General features: G+C 56.7%; 13 protein-coding genes. 5 read left to right on the forward strand and 8 right to left on the reverse strand.

Annotated elements, in window-relative coordinates; translation table 11 throughout:
• Position 1: 1 nt before the first annotated feature.
• The 3 genes from IM267_RS13990 to IM267_RS14000 are packed head-to-tail and all read right to left on the reverse strand — an operon-like array spanning position 2 to position 2831.
• Positions 2-1042, reverse strand: a complete 1041-nt coding sequence (locus IM267_RS13990) for an iron ABC transporter permease (RefSeq protein WP_193033613.1) — start codon at positions 1040-1042, stop codon at positions 2-4.
• Positions 1039-2022, reverse strand: a complete 984-nt coding sequence (locus IM267_RS13995; RefSeq protein WP_193033614.1) for an iron ABC transporter permease — start codon at positions 2020-2022, stop codon at positions 1039-1041. Before IM267_RS13995 ends, IM267_RS13990 begins: the two co-directional genes overlap by 4 nt.
• Positions 2019-2831, reverse strand: coding sequence for an ABC transporter ATP-binding protein (locus tag IM267_RS14000; RefSeq protein ID WP_193033615.1), 813 nt, complete (start codon positions 2829-2831; stop codon positions 2019-2021). The genes IM267_RS13995 and IM267_RS14000 overlap by 4 nt, the downstream gene beginning before the upstream one ends.
• Before the next feature lie 368 nt (positions 2832-3199).
• On the opposite strand from IM267_RS14000, the gene IM267_RS14005 reads away from it, so the two are divergent.
• From IM267_RS14005 to IM267_RS14025, 5 genes are all read left to right on the forward strand, one after another.
• On the forward strand, positions 3200-5329 hold the full coding sequence (locus IM267_RS14005) for a TonB-dependent siderophore receptor (RefSeq protein ID WP_193033616.1): 2130 nt from the start codon (positions 3200-3202) through the stop codon (positions 5327-5329).
• Between the two features lie 265 nt (positions 5330-5594).
• Entirely contained in the window at positions 5595-6230 is a 636-nt protein-coding gene (locus tag IM267_RS14010) for a response regulator transcription factor (RefSeq protein ID WP_193033617.1), read from the forward strand.
• Positions 6217-9369, forward strand: coding sequence for a transporter substrate-binding domain-containing protein (locus IM267_RS14015; RefSeq protein ID WP_193033618.1), 3153 nt, complete (start codon positions 6217-6219; stop codon positions 9367-9369). The genes IM267_RS14010 and IM267_RS14015 overlap by 14 nt, the downstream gene beginning before the upstream one ends.
• A gap of 126 nt (positions 9370-9495) precedes the next feature.
• Positions 9496-9930, forward strand: coding sequence for a DUF1090 domain-containing protein (locus tag IM267_RS14020; protein WP_063451158.1), 435 nt, complete (start codon positions 9496-9498; stop codon positions 9928-9930).
• A 41-nt stretch (positions 9931-9971) separates the two neighbouring features.
• The gene (locus IM267_RS14025; RefSeq protein WP_226848086.1) at positions 9972-12107 is read left to right on the forward strand and encodes a fimbria/pilus outer membrane usher protein; all 2136 of its coding nucleotides are present in this window, start codon (positions 9972-9974) and stop codon (positions 12105-12107) included.
• 69 nt (positions 12108-12176) lie between these two features.
• Here IM267_RS14025 and parE read toward each other — a convergent pair whose 3' ends face one another.
• From parE to nudF, 5 genes are read right to left on the reverse strand one after another with little or no spacing between them, the layout of a single operon-like run.
• Complete coding sequence (gene parE, locus IM267_RS14030) at positions 12177-14069, reverse strand: DNA topoisomerase IV subunit B (RefSeq protein WP_063451156.1); 1893 nt, start codon at positions 14067-14069, stop codon at positions 12177-12179.
• Between the two features lie 28 nt (positions 14070-14097).
• Positions 14098-14679 (reverse strand): esterase YqiA, encoded by a 582-nt coding sequence (gene yqiA, locus IM267_RS14035; RefSeq protein WP_023306967.1) that lies wholly within the window; start codon positions 14677-14679, stop codon positions 14098-14100.
• Entirely contained in the window at positions 14679-15506 is an 828-nt protein-coding gene (cpdA, locus tag IM267_RS14040) for a 3',5'-cyclic-AMP phosphodiesterase (protein WP_063867725.1), read from the reverse strand. Before cpdA ends, yqiA begins: the two co-directional genes overlap by 1 nt.
• A 27-nt stretch (positions 15507-15533) precedes the next feature.
• Positions 15534-15956, reverse strand: a complete 423-nt coding sequence (locus IM267_RS14045) for a DUF1249 family protein (protein ID WP_063451153.1) — start codon at positions 15954-15956, stop codon at positions 15534-15536.
• Positions 15953-16585 carry an ADP-ribose diphosphatase gene (gene nudF, locus IM267_RS14050; protein WP_102751121.1) on the reverse strand — a complete coding sequence of 211 codons (633 nt, stop codon included), beginning with the start codon at positions 16583-16585 and terminating at the stop codon, positions 15953-15955. Before nudF ends, IM267_RS14045 begins: the two co-directional genes overlap by 4 nt.
• Positions 16586-16694: the final 109 nt, after the last annotated feature.

Raw genomic sequence — 16694 nt, forward strand, 5'->3', positions numbered from 1 at the left:
CCTAAAATCGGTCCCGTCGTTGCCAGAGCAGCAGCAGGAAAAATGGTCCGCCAATCAATGAAATGACAATGCCCGCCGGCAGCTGCAACGGGAGGAATGCCAGCCGCCCGACGTTATCCGCCAGCAGTACCAGCAGCGCGCCCAGCACGGCGCTTCCCGTCAGCAATACGGTTTGCCCGCCGCGCAGCAGCAGGCGCGCCATATGCGGCGCAATCAGCCCGACAAAACCTATACTCCCCACGCAGGAGACGCAGGCCGCCGTCAGCACCACGGGCGCAAACACGCGCAGCAGCGCGAGACGTGAGGTGCGTACGCCGAGCCCCGTTGCGGCCTGGTTGCCGAGCAAGGCCACGTCCGCGGCGCGCCCGGTTAAAAGCAGCAGGGCAAACGCGGGCAGCGCCCAGGCCGCAGCCATGCCGAGCAGGGTCCAGTTAGCGGCATGCAGGCTTCCGGCCAGCCACAGCATCGCGGTCTGCACGTCGCGCACGTCGGCAGTGGTCATAAAGACGCCCATCGCGGCGGCAAACGTCCACGACACGCCTATGCCGATCAGGATGAATCGCGGACGCGAGATATCGCGAGACAGCGCCACCACCAGCAGCGCGGTGAGTAGCCCACCCGCCATGCCGACCAGCGGACGCCACGCCAGCCCCACTGCCGGAAACTGAAAAATCAGCAGCAGCACCGCCGCGCTACAGCCCTCTTTCACGCCGATGAGTCCGGGATCGGCGAGCCCGTTACGGGTGATGGACTGCATGGCTGCCCCCGCCATGCCAAGCATCGCCCCGCACAGCACCGCCATCAGCAGGCGCGGCAGGCGGATATCCATCACAATGTAATGCGCATCCGCCGTCAGACGTTCAGGGTAAAACAGCGCACGTCCGATGGCGGAAGCAGGAATGGGCAGCGAGCCGTGCGTCAGGCCAAAACTCAGCAGCAGTAAAGCGGCAAGGGTTAAAACGGTCAGATACCGCAGCGCCCTCGGGCGAACCAGCGCCGAGAGGGGCCCGAGACGTAACGCACGCAGTCCGGCCCGGTTCATTTGAACATCCTCGAGGCCATGAAGATAAAGATCGGTGCGCCGACCATGGCGGTCATGACGCCCGTTGCCAGCTCATAGGGCGTAAACAGCGTGCGGGCGGCGATATCCGCCAGCAGCAGAACCAGTGCCCCGCACAGGGCCGAAAGCGGAACCATCACCCGCAGATCCACCGAAACCAGACGACGCACGAGCTGCGGCACCACGAGCCCGATAAACCCGATCGGCCCGGCAATGGAAACGGCCGCGCCGCACAGCAGGGCAATGGCCAGCAGTGCGAACAGGCGGGTTTTTAAGAGCGACACGCCAAGCCCCTGCGCCATGCTGTCGCCCAACGCCAGCATGTTCATTGCTGGCGACAGCCAGAGCGCCAGCACAAAACCCACGGCTGCTACCCCAGCAGCGCTGCGGATAGCGTCTGCGTTTAACCCCGCCAAATCTCCCGCCAGCCAGGTCCGCATGGCGAGCAGCGTCTGTTCATCCAGAATCAACACGGTGGCGGTAATCGACGAGGCAAACGCCGACATCGCCACGCCGCACAGCGTGACCTTCATCGGCGTGAGCCCGGTACGCCCGGAAGAGGAAAACATCAGCACCAGCAGAAACAGCACGGCGGCGCCTGCGCAGGCAATCAGCGGCCGCCCAAACGGCAGTGACAGCCCGAGGGCGCTAGTCAGCACAACCGCCAGCGCAGCCCCGGCATTTAGCCCCAGGATGTGCGGTTCACCGAGCGGATTGCGGATCGCCGACTGCAACAGCACGCCCGCGACGCCGAGCGCGGCGCCCGTCACCATGGCGGCGCACAGGCGTATCAAGCGCAGCCTGACGATCACGTTATGGTCAAAATTGCGCGGATCGAAGTGGAAAAATGCCTCCACCACCGTTCGCGGAGCGATAACGCGCGCGCCAATGCCCAGGTGGGCAATCGCACCTGCCCCCAGCAGCAACGTGAACAGGATGAAAGCCAAAGACGTGCGCATCATGATTTGTCGACCGACTGGCGAAACGGCATAAAAAAGGGTTTACCGGTCAGCGGATTAACAGACATATGCACATCAACATCAAACACCGATTTAATGAGCGCCGGCGTGCAGGTGTCGCCTTCGTGCAATACGCCCTCGACTTTCCCCTGACGTAAAAAGACCAGCGAATCACCGTAGTTTACGGCGAAGTTGAGATCGTGCAGTACCACTACCACCGTGCGTCCGTGCCGGCGCGTGAGCGTATGCAGCAGTTCGAGGATCTCTACCTGATAGCGAAGATCGAGGTAAGTGGTCGGCTCATCAAGCAGGATATACGGCGTTTGCTGTGCCAGCGCCATCGCGATCCAGCAGCGCTGGCGCTGGCCGCCGGACAGGCTTTCCACGGGCAAATCGGCAAACGCCGCCGTGCCCGTCAAACATAACGCCTCTTCCACGGCCCGCTCATCTTCCTCGCTCCACTGGCGCATAAGGTTCTGCCAGGGAAAACGCCCGCGCGAGACCAGCTCAAATACGGTTAATCCTTCCGGCAGCAGCGGAGACTGCGGCAGGATGCCGAGCTGCCGGGCAACCGCTTTGGTGGGCTGCGCGTGGATGGCTTTGCCGTCGAGCACCGCGCTGCCGCCAAGCGGCTGGAGCAGACGCGCGATGGTGCTCAGCAGCGTGGATTTTCCACAGCCGTTCGCCCCCACCAGAACGGTTATTTTCTGCTGGGGGATCGTGAGGGAGATATCATCAACGATGATTTTTTTCTGGTAACCCGCCGAAAGGTTCTTCAGAACCAGACCCGAGGTTGTCGTGTTGTGAGCCACGTGAATGCCAACGTAATAAAAATAAAACTCATTCTCTTTTAAGAAGTTTGCCGCTGCGCCGTGTAGTAGTCAAGCCATGTAAAGCCCTAAAAAAACCAGGGGTGAATGCATAACACAACACAGTCATTAAGAATTATTTTTTGTTTTAATTCATAAAGTTAAACATCTGACGTCGCGCTAAATAGCCGCGATAACTCCCTGTAGTCGATTTTTTCTTTTTTTCATTTACTACTACATTTGCTCATGTTTGAATGATTCTCAATTACAAGTTCGATGCCATTCAGGCTAACGAACAGACCGTAAGGGCAATGACTCACACATTTCTCCGCGAGCCTTCTCTCGCCGGATTTTTCGGGATAACAGATTTAATGGCTAAATTCACACCTTCATTCTCTGGGATAAAAGGGCGCGCGCTCTTTTCACTGGTGTTTATGGCTCCCCTGGTACATGCAGCGGCAAAAGACGGCGACACCCTGACCGTTACCGCCGATCCGAATGCTACCCTTGACGCTACCAGCGGCTACCAGCCCCTGAACACCTCCACCGCCACGCTAACCAACATGCCGATGCTGGACATCCCGCAGGTGGTGAACACGGTTAGCGACAAAGTGCTGGAAGATCAACACGCGACGACGCTCGACGAGGCGCTGTATAACGTCAGCAACGTGGTGCAGACCAACACCCTGGGCGGCACGCAGGATGCCTTTGTGCGCCGCGGTTTTGGCGCCAACCGCGACGGGTCGATCATGACCAACGGCCTGCGTACCGTGCTGCCACGCAGCTTTAACGCGTCAACCGAGCGCGTGGAAGTGCTGAAAGGTCCAGCCTCAACGCTGTACGGGATCCTCGACCCCGGCGGGCTGATTAACGTGGTGACCAAACGCCCGAAAACCCAATTTGGCGGCTCGCTATCAGCCACCTCCTCAAGCTTTGGCGGCGGTACCGGGCAGTTCGATGTCACTGGCCCGGTTGAAGGCACGCGCCTGGCGTATCGCCTGACGGGTGAATATCAGGATGAAGATTACTGGCGCAATTTTGGCACCGAGCGCAGCACTTTTATTGCCCCGTCGCTGACCTGGTTCGGCAATGATGCCACCGTGACGGTGCTCTATTCGCATCGCGACTATAAGACGCCGTTCGATCGCGGGACAATTTTCGATCTCAATACTAAGCAGCCGGTAAACGTGGATCGCAAAACCCGCTTTGACGAGCCGTTTAACGTCACTGACGGGCAATCCGATCTCGCTCAGCTCAACGCGGAATATCGCCTCAACGGCCAGTGGACCGCGAAGTTCGACTACAGCTTTAGTCAGGATAAATACAGCGATAACCAGGCGCGCGTGATGGCCTACGATTCAAAAACCGGCAACCTGACTCGCCGCGTGGATGCCACGCAGGGATCGACCCAGCGGATGCACACCACCCGCGCGGATCTTCAGGGGAACGTGGATATCGCAGGCTTCTACAATGAGATCCTGACCGGCATCTCGTATGAGAATTACGACCTGCTGCGCACGGATATGATCCGCTGCAAGAACGTTAAAGGTTTCAATATTTACAACCCGACGTATGGCGATATTGGCAAGTGCACCACCGTTTCAGCCTCCGACAGCGACCAGACCATCAGGCAGGAGAGCTACTCCGCCTATGCGCAGGACGCGCTGTACCTGACCGATAAATGGATTGCCGTTGCCGGTCTGCGCTACCAGTATTACACCCAGTACGCGGGCAAAGGCCGTCCGTTTAACGTGAACACCGACAGCCGCGACGACCAGTGGACGCCGAAGCTGGGCCTGGTTTACAAGCTCACGCCTGCGGTCTCTTTATTTGCCAACTATTCCCAGACGTTCATGCCGCAATCATCAATTGCGAGCTACATCGGCAACCTGCCGCCAGAGACGTCAAATGCCTATGAAATCGGCGCTAAGTTCGACCTGTTTGACGGAATTACGGCTAATATTGCTCTGTTTGATATTCACAAGCGCAACGTGCTGTATACCGAGAGCGTGGGTGACGAAACCGTGGCTAAAACCGCAGGCCGCGTGCGCTCGCAGGGCGTGGAGGTGGATCTCGCCGGATCGCTTACGGAGAACACCAACATTATCGCGAGCTATGGCTATACCGACGCGAAAGTGCTGGAAGATCCGGACTACGCGGGCAAACCGCTGCCGAACGTGCCTCGCCATACCGGCTCCCTGTTCCTGACGTACGATATTCACAATGCGTTTGCCGGGAATACGCTGACAATTGGCGGCGGCGGGCACGGCGTAAGCCGTCGTTCAGCAACCAACGGTGCAGATTATTATCTGCCGGGCTATTTCGTGGCGGATGCATTTGCGGCGTACAAAATAAAGCTGCAATATCCGGTGACGCTACAGGTGAACGTGAAAAACCTGTTTGATAAGACCTACTACACGTCGTCGATTGCGACCAACAACCTGGGCAATCAGATTGGCGACCCGCGTGAAGTGCAGTTTACGGTGAAGATGGCATTTTAATAAGAACGGCCCGGTGGCGATACCCTCTACCGGGCCAGGACTTTTAACAGGAAAAATCTTAATTGCCCCGATAGCTAACAATCTCCGCATTTCAATTAATTCTTTATTCGGAATAAGCCGCTGTGAAATAGTAAAAGCTTCCTTAATCCTGGCTCCAAATTCTTAAATCCAGCCTTTTACTATATCGTTCTTATGCGCTGTTGATTACTATATTGCCCCTCAGGTAGAAGGAGTCAGTGAAGCCACCAAAAGGACAAGCGGTAGTATGATTTCGATTTTGCTTGCAGACGATCATCCAGCAATTTGCTTTGCTTTAAAGGTACTGCTGGAGAAACACGGAGATATGGTCGTCAGTACCTCTACAGGTGAAAAACTGCTGACCCAGCTGCATCAGCAGCGTCCGGACTTATTAATTCTGGATCTCGAACTTAAGCACGCCGATGGCCTCGACCTGTTGCCCCGAATTAAACAACACTTCCCGGAACTTAAAATCCTGATCTTTACCAGCCAGTCAGCAGGGTTATATGCGCTGAGAACGCTCCAGGCCGGGGCGCAGGGCTTTATCAATAAAAATATGCCGCTGGAAAACGTTGAGCCACTGTGCCGGCTTATTATGACGGGCTATCAATGTTTTCCCGAAGGAACGCTGTTCAAAGCCGCCAGCGTCAATGAAAAAAGCGATGCGCCTGAATCACTCTCAAGCCGCTTCTCGGATCGTGAAATGGCCGTTCTCAATTACCTGAAACAGGGCAAGAGTAACAAAGAGATTGCCGATCTCCTGATGCTCAGTAATAAAACCATTAGCACCTACAAAACCCGGATGCTGCAAAAATGCGGCTGCGACGATCTCAATCAGCTCATTTCGCTGATCTTCAGAGAGTCTGATAATGAGAATACTTAGCGGACTGCTGCTGTTGCTCGTCGCGTTTATGGCTCAAGGTGCGACGGCGCAAGAGCCTCTTAAGCTTCTCTCCCGCAGCATGGAGACGATTGCCGACCCGGGGCTGAGCGCAAGCGAATGGCGCTGGCTGCGTGAACACCGCAAGATCCGCCTGGCCGTCTGGCTGCCGATGTCGCCGCCCTATGACATTACCACCGGCCTGAATGATTACGGTGGCATCAATGCCGATTTCCTCGGTCTGGCGGCGGATAACCTGGGCGTCGAAATAGAGGTGATTCGCTACCCAAACTATCAGGCTGCACTGGAAGCGTTACGCGCAGGGGAAGCCGATTTCATCGCGCAGGCCAGCGATAACCAGCATCATCAGGGGCTGATACTGAGCCACCCTTACAGCCCAAATTCTGCCGTTGAAGTGGTCAATAACGAAGCCACACAGGATGATGCGGTCAGAAAGATTGCCATCGCGCCGGGCTACGATCCTCAACGCGTCCTGGAGCGCTACCCGAACGCGGAGATCGTCCCCTTCTATTCACCACGCCACGCGCTGGAAGCACTCGCGTTTCGAAAAATCGACCTTTTCTTTTGCGATGGCGTCACCGCTCGCTATCTGGTGAACCAGTCCAACATCAGCAACTTACTTATTCGCCCTCTCGACACCCCCTTCCCCGTGTCAGGATTTTCCTTTGCGGCAATGCCAAAGATGCACATCTGGATCACGGTGCTGAATAACTTTCTGGCCGCGTTACCGGAAAGTGCGAGCGTAGAGATACACCGTCGGTGGAATGGCGGCATCCCGCTTTCACTCAGCGAGCAGAAACCGGTCTTTACGTCGCTGGAGAATAAATGGATTGATGAGCACAAACGTATACGGGTGGCAGTGGCCGAGGATAACCCACCGATTGCCTTTTTTGATAAAGGCGGCAAGATGCGTGGCATTATTGCCGATGTCCTGACCGCATTACAGCTTCGCACCGGGTTTACCTTTGTTATCCAGCGTTTTCCTACCCAAAGGGCGGCCCTGGCGTCGGTAAAAGCGGGAAAATCGGATTTGGTTGCAGGCGTGACGCAGGGGGATATCTGGCGCACCGATTTACTGACCACCCGCACCTGGCTCTATAACTCCTGGGTGATGGTCGGACAAGCGCACTCAGTTCCTGGCGCGGTGAGTCCCGGCGTACTCAGCCTGGACGGGCAGTCGCCCGAAGAGTGGTTACGTAAGCAGAGCGGGGGCCAAACGGAAAAGGTCGACACCTGGCGACAGGGGCTTAACCGCATTGTTCACAGTAACGACAAAATGATGGCCATGCCGCTGATCGTCGCCAATACGCTCCTGGCGAATAAAGAGTATGCCGCGCTCCGTATTCTGGGAAGCATCGACATCGACCCAATGCGATTTTCGTTCGGGGCGTCCCGCCAGTCCTGGCCTTTGATCACCATTCTCAATAAAGCGCTCATTAATATTCCGCCGGAGGATCTCCATGCCCTGACCCGTGGCGGAAACGCGGGTAACAGCTTCACGTCGACAGGACCAAAACAGGTCGCGCTGAGCACGGTAGTGAGCGTCGGACTGGCAATCGCGTTCCTTCTCTGCCTCGCCGCCGCGTGGGGTTATCGTCGCCATCTGCACTATCAGCAGCGCATGCTGAAAATCATTTCGGCCCAGCGACAATCCAGGAAACTTGCGCACCGCGCCAGCCGTGCGAAAAGCGTGTTTCTGACAACCATGAGCCACGAGATACGCACACCGATCGGCGCCATCATGGGGATGCTGGAGCTCGTGATGAAACGCCCTGGCGATACCCAGCAAAACCGCCAGTCCGTGCAGGTGGCGTGGGATGCCGCCCAGGCCCTGCTGGATTTGATCGGCAACATACTGGATGTGTCGCGTATCGAATCTGGCCGTCTGGTGCTTCGCCCCGAGCGTTCCTCGCTGCGCAAGCTGATTGAGGAGCCCGCCATGTTGTTCGAAGGCATGGCGGCGCAAAAAGGGCTGGCCTTCGTACTGGAACGTGATGCCGAACAGCGGGAGGACGTATTGGTCGATCGCAGCCGTTTCAGGCAGATTCTGGTTAACATCGTCGGAAACGCGATCAAATTCACCGAACGCGGACAGATAACGCTGAGCGTGCAGCTCGACGGACGTGACGAGGGCTATCTGCTGTTGCGTATCACGGTCGTCGATACCGGGGTAGGTATCGACGAGGCCACCCAACAGCGGTTATTCCAGCCCTTCGCTCAGGGAAACACCCCTAACGTTGCACAGGGGAGCGGGCTGGGCCTTTATATCTGCCGCACGTTAACAATGATGATGGGCGGCAGTTTAGCGATCCACAGCGAGCCAGGACAGGGAACGACGGTCACAGTCTCCCTTAAGCTGCCGATAATGGCAGAACGCCAGGATGTTCCTGATATACAGCCCGCGCCCCCGCTTTCTCGCCCCTCCCTGCGCGTTTTGATTGTCGATGATAATCCCGTGGGCAGAATGGTACTCAGCCAGCAGCTGAGCTGGCTCGGTCATCGCGCGTTCGACGCCGACAGCTCAACCTCTGCGCTGGAAGCACTACAGCATGCGCAACCGGATGCGGTGATCACCGATTGCAATATGCCAGGCATGAGTGGGTTTGAGCTGGCACAGATAATTCATACGAACTACCCCGACATTGTGGTCTTTGGCGCGACCGCTGACGCACGGGAAGTTGTCCGGGAGAGGGCAAGAGAAGCCGGTATGCGCCACTGTCTGTTTAAGCCGATCACCCTCACTATGCTTGCGGAACTGCTGGCTCCCCTGAAGGGATCAGCCCCGATTGCCGAAAGCTCGCAAGGGTCAATAGCGTGCAACCTGCCGCCCGAATTGCTGGAAGGGGATAACCTGCCCCTGTTCCTTTCGCTCCAGATTTCGGTCATTGATGAATCCCTTGCCCACCTGCGCGCCTGGCTCGTGACGCCGGATACCGCTCTGCATGAGACGCTGCACAAACTGCGCGGCGGGCTGGCGTTACTGGGCGTGCCCGCGTTGATAGCCCGCTGTGAAGCCCAGGAAGCCAACCCGGACCGCGACGGGATCCACCAGCTGTTAGCTGAACTTGAGCAGCTACGCGCCGCGTTACAGCGTTGGTACGATTCAGGACGACAACCTTAATCCACGTCCTACATGCGTTGAGGACGCGTCTGCATCGTTTTGGCTATCCGCGTTGCAGTACTCTTTTGTTCACAGGAGATTGCCGGAGCATCCGTTCAGGCAATACATCAACAAAGGAGAAAGACTATGAAGAAATTAGTTTCCGTTCTGTCTGTCGTTGCAGCTGTTGGTATGTTCGCAACAGCATCAGCACATGCCGCTGAAAGCTGTGCTGCTAAAAGCGCTGCGCTGGAAAAAGAGATCAAAATTGCCCAGCAGTACGGCAATATCTACAAAGTGAATGGCCTGAAAAAAGCCCTGGCAGAAGTCAAAGCCCACTGTACTAACGCAAGCGTTCTGGCTGATGCCCAGAAAGACGTGCGTAAGCTGGAGAAAAAACTGGCTGAAAAACGTGGCGACGTTGCTGAAGTTCAGGCCGATCTGGCAGAAGCTAAAGCGAAGGGTGATGCTAAGAAGATCGCCAAGTACCAGAGAAAACTGGCAGAAAAACAGGCCGATCTGCGTGAAATTCAGCAGGAGCTGAATCAGGCTCGTGCTGAGCTGGCTGCCCTCAATAAATAAGCCATAGCGAGCTTAATCGTGGGCAGCAAAAGCTGCCCACGATGTTAACGCAGATGCAGATCCACCATGCAATTCGAGTGATGGTGCTGTTACTGACAGCAAACGCTGCGTCTGCAAATGAAAAGACATGGGTTATTCTTAATAACGACTATAAAGGCTCAATCTTTCTGGATTTTCACTCCGGTAAACCCTGCCTGACGCGTCCTCTCCTTGAAGAGTGGGGCGTAAAATCCTCCGTGCTTGACAGGCTTCACTGGGACACCAGGGCATGTCTGAGCGCCGACTCGGCGAACGCCTTCGACCTCCAGTCCTGGTATCGTCCGGATGCCAGCCTGCTCACGCTTTTATTTCCCCAGGAGGCGTTTAATCCGCAGCAAAACGGGGTCAGTACCAGCCGCTGGGATGATGGAATTAATGCCCTGTTTGTTAACTACCGGCTGGACGTCAATAACCAACGTGCACAGTACCGTTGGGATACGCCGGGCACCGATGCAACGCTCGTGCTGGAAAACGGCCTCAACGTCGGACCATGGCGCATGCGCTACCAGAATACATTCTGGCGAGAGGCGGACCGCCAGCACGGCTCTTACAGCAATTCAGCCTCTGTCTGGCGCAGTATCACCTCTATGCGCTCCCGGCTTAACCTTGGCGACGGTTACACCTCATCGAACCTGTTCGACAGTATGTCCTATCGGGGGATTTCCCTGGCCAGCGATGAGGCGATGTTCCCGGATAGCTGGCGGCCCTATTCGCCGCTGATTAACGGCTATGCGCGCAGCGAAGCAGAAGTCACGCTTCGCCAGAACGGCGAGCGCGTCTATCGCATTCACGTCCCACCGGGGCCCTTTGTTATCCGTGATTTTTATCCCCCAGATTTACAGGGCAACCTTGAGCTGACGATTCAGGAGAGCGACGGGAGCGAGCGTACCCGGTCCATTCCGTACTCGATCATGCCCAATCTGGTGCAGTATAAAATGTTCAGTTACGAGCTGGTCGCCGGGCGTTATAAACCCTTTCACGGCGTGGAGCTGGATAGAGATCGTTTCTGGCAGAGCACGCTCTCCTGGGGCGTCGCCCCGCGCGCTACCGTTTTTGGTGGCATACAGCAGGGCGAGAATTACTTCAGTCATGTTGTGGGTTTGGGCGGCAATATGGGCAAATGGGGAGCGTTGTCTGTGGATATACGTAACGCCCGTTACCGTCAGCAGGGCAAAGCGCTGAGCGGCAGCGTCGGGCGAATGCGTTATGCCAAAACATTTTTTCAAACCGAAACCAGCCTTAACGCCCAGCTTCAGTGGTACCCGCGCGGTAGCCAGTATCGTTCGCTTGAGGAGCGGTTAAACCGCGCCTCGGTGCTGGCCTGGGGTTTTGATGATGACACCACCCAGCGTGCCCTTGAGGGCCAGATTGAGCTGACGCAAAACTTCGATGAAAACTCGAGTCTGAGCCTCTCGTGGCGCTGGCTGAAATCACGCGCTCGCGAGGCGGGCAGTAACAGCCTCACCCTGAGCCTTGACGCCAGCTGGGAGGACGTCGATTTTTCGCTTTATGGCGGCTATGACCGCTACGGCGACTCTGCCCCTGAATCAACGCTGGGGTTTAACATCAGCATCCCCTTCAGCATTGGAAGCCATTTTACCAATGTGGGACTGGTTTCTGACCTCGCCAGCCGAAACAAGAATACCCATGGAATCAACGTCAATGGCTCGCTGCTGGAGGATTATAGCCTGCGTTATGACGTGACGGCGGAGCATAGCGAACACGGGAACGATGCCCTGAAAAGCAGTATCGGCTATCAGTACAACAGCGGGGAGCTGAACGTCAGTATGACCCGCAGCGGCACGCAACGTGATTATCATGGTGACGTCAGCGGCAGCGTGCTGTTATATCAGGAGGGGGTTGTCCTGGGCCAGACGCTGGGAAGCACTGCGGCACTGGTTCAGGTGCCAGGTTCGGCGAAGATTGGATTTTATAACCAGTTCGGTTCGACCACCAACGCAGAGGGCGATCTGCTGGTGAGTTACCTCACCCCCTGGCGAGTAAACCGCATCACGGTTGACAGCCTCAGCCTGCCTGAAGGGACCGATATGGATGTGAATGAGCTGGAGACCGTCCCCACCGACGGCGCAATTGTTAATCTGCGTTTTTTGAAACCGGAAAAGACAGCGTTTCGCTGACGGGATTATGGAGCAATGCCCCGGTGCCCGGCGATCCCTCAGCCGCCTGGGAGGCTGAGGGCCAGTACATCAGGCTTCAATATCCGCCATATCGCCTTTCTCCTGTAGCCAGTTACGTCGGTCTTCAGAACGTTTCTTGGCCAGCAGCATGTCCATCACGGCGTTGGTTTGCTGTTCGTCTTCGTCGCTGATGGTCAGCTGCACCAGACGGCGGGTGTTCGGATCCAGCGTGGTTTCACGCAGCTGCATCGGGTTCATCTCGCCCAGCCCCTTAAAGCGCTGCACGTTCGGTTTGCCCTTCTTGCGTTTGAGCTGCTCCAGCACGCCCGCTTTCTCTTCTTCCGTCAGCGCATAGTAAACTTCTTTGCCGAGGTCGATACGGTACAGCGGCGGCAGCGCCACGTGGACGTGACCGTTTTTCACCAGCGTGCGGAAGTGCTTAACGAACAGCGCACAGAGCAGCGTGGCGATGTGCAGCCCATCGGAGTCCGCATCCGCGAGAATGCAGATCTTGCCGTAGCGCAGCTGGCTCAGATCGTCGCTGTCCGGATCGATGCCGATCGCCACGGAGATGTCGTGCACTTCCTGCGAGGCCAGCACTTCATCGGACGAGACTTCCCAGGTGTTCAGGATCTTACCCTTGAGCGGCATGATCGCCTGATATTCACGATCGCGCGCCTGCTTGGCCGATCCGCCCGCCGAGTCCCCTTCCACGAGGAACAGCTCGGTGCGGTTGAGATCCTGCGCGGTACAGTCCGCCAGCTTGCCCGGCAGCGCGGGGCCGCTGGTCAGCTTTTTACGCACCACTTTCTTCGCCGCGCGCAGACGACGCTGGGCGCTGGAGATGGCCATTTCAGCCAGCATCTCAGCAGCCTGAACGTTCTGGTTCAGCCACAGGGTAAACGCATCTTTCACCACGCCGGAAACGAACGCCGCGCACTGGCGCGACGACAGACGCTCTTTAGTCTGACCGGCAAACTGCGGATCCTGCATCTTCACGGAAAGCACGTAGGCGCAGCGGTCCCAGATATCTTCTGCGGAAAGCTTCACGCCGCGCGGCAGAATGTTGCGGTATTCGCAGAACTCGCGCATCGCATCCAGCAGGCCCTGACGCAGGCCGTTAACGTGCGTACCGCCGAGCATGGTTGGGATCAGGTTGACGTAGCTTTCGGTCAGCAGCTCGCCGCCTTCCGGCAGCCACAGCAGCGCCCAGTCCACCGCCTCGGTGTCGCCTTCGAAATTACCGACGAACGGTTTTTCTGGCAGGGTCGGCAGGCCGTTAACCGCTTCGCTCAGGTAGTCGTTGAGACCCTTTTCGTAGCGCCAGCTCTGCTCGGTGTTGTTAACGTGATCCTTAAAGGTAATTTCCACGCCGGGACACAGCACCGCTTTGGCTTTTAGCAGGTGCGACAGGCGAGAAACGGAAAAACGTGGGCTGTCGAAGAAGCTTTCGTCAGGCCAGAAGTGGACGCTGGTGCCGGTGTTGCGCTTACCGCACGTCCCGACGACCTGCAAATCCTGCACCTTTTCGCCGTTTTCAAACGCGATGTTATAGACCTGACCGTCGCGACGGACGTTCACTTCCACGCGCTTCGACAGGGCGTTAACCACGGAGATCCCCACGCCGTGCAAACCGCCGGAGAACTGGTAGTTTTTGTTGGAGAACTTACCGCCCGCGTGCAGACGACAGAGAATCAGCTCAACGGCAGGGACGCCCTCTTCCGGGTGAATATCCACCGGCATGCCGCGGCCGTCGTCGATGACTTCCAGCGACTGATCGGCGTGCAGGATAACGTCCACGCGTTTGGCATGGCCTGCCAGCGCTTCGTCCACACTGTTATCAATTACTTCCTGGCCCAGGTGGTTTGGGCGCGTCGTATCGGTGTACATCCCCGGGCGGCGGCGAACCGGCTCAAGCCCGGTGAGTACCTCAATGGCATCAGCGTTATAGGTTTGCGTCATGATTTAAACTAGCAATTCGCATTGATTGTCAGTGGCTGTGCAGTCCAAGAAAATCGACAATCTGGGTGAAATGATCTTCAAAGCCCGTGAAAGCATGGTTTCCGCCCTCCTCTACAGTCTGGCGGCAGGATGCGTAATACGCCACTGCCTGGCGGTAATCCAGCACTTCATCTCCCGTCTGTTGCAGCAGCCAGATAAGATCGGGCGCTTCAAGCGGGTCGACCTGCATAACTTTGAGATCGTAAATATGGCGTGACTCTAGCACATATTGTTGGCCGGTGTAGGGGTTCTCGTTTTCACCGAGAAAGTCCCTTAACAGCTCAAATGGCCGGACCGCCGGGTTGACGACGACAGCGGGCAACATAAAGCACTGCGACAGCCAGGTGGCGTAGTAGCCGCCGAGCGACGACCCGACAACGCCAAACGATTCGCCGCCGTGTTCAAGCACAATCGATTCCAGCATCTCTGCCGCATCCGCCGGATAGGGGGGCAGCTGCGGAATAATCATCTCCACGTGCGGATGATGTTCGCTCAGCCACTGGCGAAACTGCGTCGCCTTTGCGGAACGCGGTGAACTGTTGAACCCATGGAGGTAAAGGAGCGTTGACATCAGTAGCCTTCTGAAGCGGTATCCGGGCGGAATTCAGCCCCGGCCAGACGGCAAACTTCGGTGGTCAGCGTGCCGTCGGCATGCAGTTCCAGCCAGCGCCAGCCCGGCGCGATGGTATCCAGCGTGAAGTTGGCGCAATGCGGCTTAAACTGCACGCAGGTGGATGGCGTCGCGAGCAGGCGGCGACCGTTCCAGTCGAGATCCTGCTCCTGGTGAATGTGCCCGCACAGCAAATGCTTCACGCGCGGGAATTTCGCCAGCACGCTGTCCAGCGCCGCTGAATTGCGTAAGCTGTGCTGATCGAGCCAGCTACAGCCCGCCGGCAGCGGATGATGATGCAGTAGCAGCAGCGTATTGCGATCCGGCTCGGCGGCCAGTTTTGTCTCCAGCCAGTCAAGCTGATAGTCGCTCAACTCACCGTGCGGAACGCCAAACACCTGGCTGTCGAGGAGCAGAATTTGCCACTGGTCCCCCACAAAGACACATTTTGCCGGTGAAATCCCCGCGTCCTGAAGCGAACTGTACATGGCGGGCTGAAAATCGTGGTTGCCGGGTAGCCAGACGCAAGGCACGCTAAAGCTCGCAATCCCTTCAGCGAAATGCTGATAGGCTGCGGAAGATTGATCCTGCGCCAGATCGCCCGTCGCGACGATCAGATCGCATGGCCGGTTTTCAGCATGAATTGCGCTAAGCACCGCCTGATAACTCTCCCAGGTGTTCACGCCCAGCAGCGTCTCATGCTTTTCGGCAAAAAGGTGGGTGTCGGTGATTTGTAATATCCTGACTGGCGCCCCACCAGCAACAGTCAGGTTCAACAGGCTTTCCAAATGGTGTCCTTAGGTAGGTTTATGACGCTAACAAACCGGAATCGCCATTGCTCCATGTGCTAAACAATATCTTAGCCAGTCGGCTAAAAACTGGTTAATTTGATGCTTTTCGTCGCGTTGATGCAACTTTTTATTCGGGTAATCATACCGCGCTTTGAAGCGAAAGATCTGCTGGCTTGAACACACTTCAGCGACCATCGCATCGTGATAAAGACGTACCGTCATCGACGGCAGGCTCCAGTAGCTGATTTTCGGCGCCGTTTGCTCAATTTCCACCAGCGTAGTGTAGCGCGTTGATTCTGTTATCGTTAACCGATACTGGGCGTTGCTCACCTGATAGCTCACCGTTTCGCCGGGTGCGTCGTTTCGCGGCAGCAGGCGGCGCAGCTGTGCAAAATTGGTTTCGCACAGGCGCATCATTTCTGGGAAGTCAGGCGTATAGCGCTTCATTTTTTCCACTCGTTTCGTAAACTCTGATAGTGCAGTTGCAGCCATTGCAGGGCAATGACAGACGCTGCGTTGTCGATTTTCCCCTCTTCTACCCATTGGTAAGCCTGCTCCCGACTCACCACATGAACCCGAATATCTTCGTTTTCATCTGCCAGACCGTGGATCCCTTCCGCCGTCGTGGCGTCCACTTCGCCCACCATAATAGATGAACGTTCCGTTGTGCCGCCCGGGCTTGCCAGGTAGCTCAACACCGGTTTCGTCCGCCCCACCACCAGGCCCGCTTCTTCCAGCGCCTCGCGGCGAGCGACGTCCTCGACCGACTCACCTTCTTCAATCATCCCGGCCACCATTTCCAGCAGCCACGGGGTTTCGCTGGTATCATAAGCCGCAATGCGAACCTGCTCGACCAGCACAACTTCATCACGCACTGGGTCAAAGGGTAGCAACACAGCCGCATGCCCGCGCTCAAAAATTTCGCGTTTGATCTCACCGCTCATTTCACCGTTAAACAGACGATGCCTGAAACGGTAAAGTTCCATTGAAAAAAAACCGCTATAAAGCGTTTCTCGTGCAATAATTTCTACATCGTTTTTGGCGAAGGTGACAGGCACGTTTTCTGGTTTTTGCATCGGTCAAGTCCTGGTAGCAATGGTGATGAAATTGTGAATTTCAAGGCTGTTTGGCTGCCGTTTGTATGGCTATATGGTAGATTGGAGCAAATTACCGCCAGATGGCACG

It is taken from the genome of Enterobacter cloacae complex sp. P15RS, assembly GCF_014895905.1.
Lineage (GTDB): Bacteria > Pseudomonadota > Gammaproteobacteria > Enterobacterales > Enterobacteriaceae > Enterobacter > Enterobacter quasihormaechei.

Bases quoted from the DNA above. Each gene is read 5' to 3' on its own strand.
- nudF (WP_102751121.1), bottom strand. From the start codon at position 16,585: ATGCAAAAACCAGAAAACGTGCCTGTCACCTTCGCCAAAAACGATGTA.
- IM267_RS13990 (WP_193033613.1), bottom strand. From the start codon at position 1,042: ATGAACCGGGCCGGACTGCGTGCGTTACGTCTCGGGCCCCTCTCGGCG.
- IM267_RS13995 (WP_193033614.1), bottom strand. From the start codon at position 2,022: ATGATGCGCACGTCTTTGGCTTTCATCCTGTTCACGTTGCTGCTGGGG.
- IM267_RS14020 (WP_063451158.1), top strand. From the start codon at position 9,496: ATGAAGAAATTAGTTTCCGTTCTGTCTGTCGTTGCAGCTGTTGGTATG.
- IM267_RS14025 (WP_226848086.1), top strand. From the start codon at position 9,972: ATGTTAACGCAGATGCAGATCCACCATGCAATTCGAGTGATGGTGCTG.
- IM267_RS14045 (WP_063451153.1), bottom strand. From the start codon at position 15,956: ATGAAGCGCTATACGCCTGACTTCCCAGAAATGATGCGCCTGTGCGAA.
- yqiA (WP_023306967.1), bottom strand. From the start codon at position 14,679: ATGTCAACGCTCCTTTACCTCCATGGGTTCAACAGTTCACCGCGTTCC.
- parE (WP_063451156.1), bottom strand. From the start codon at position 14,069: ATGACGCAAACCTATAACGCTGATGCCATTGAGGTACTCACCGGGCTT.
- IM267_RS14010 (WP_193033617.1), top strand. From the start codon at position 5,595: ATGATTTCGATTTTGCTTGCAGACGATCATCCAGCAATTTGCTTTGCT.
- IM267_RS14015 (WP_193033618.1), top strand. From the start codon at position 6,217: ATGAGAATACTTAGCGGACTGCTGCTGTTGCTCGTCGCGTTTATGGCT.
- IM267_RS14005 (WP_193033616.1), top strand. From the start codon at position 3,200: ATGGCTAAATTCACACCTTCATTCTCTGGGATAAAAGGGCGCGCGCTC.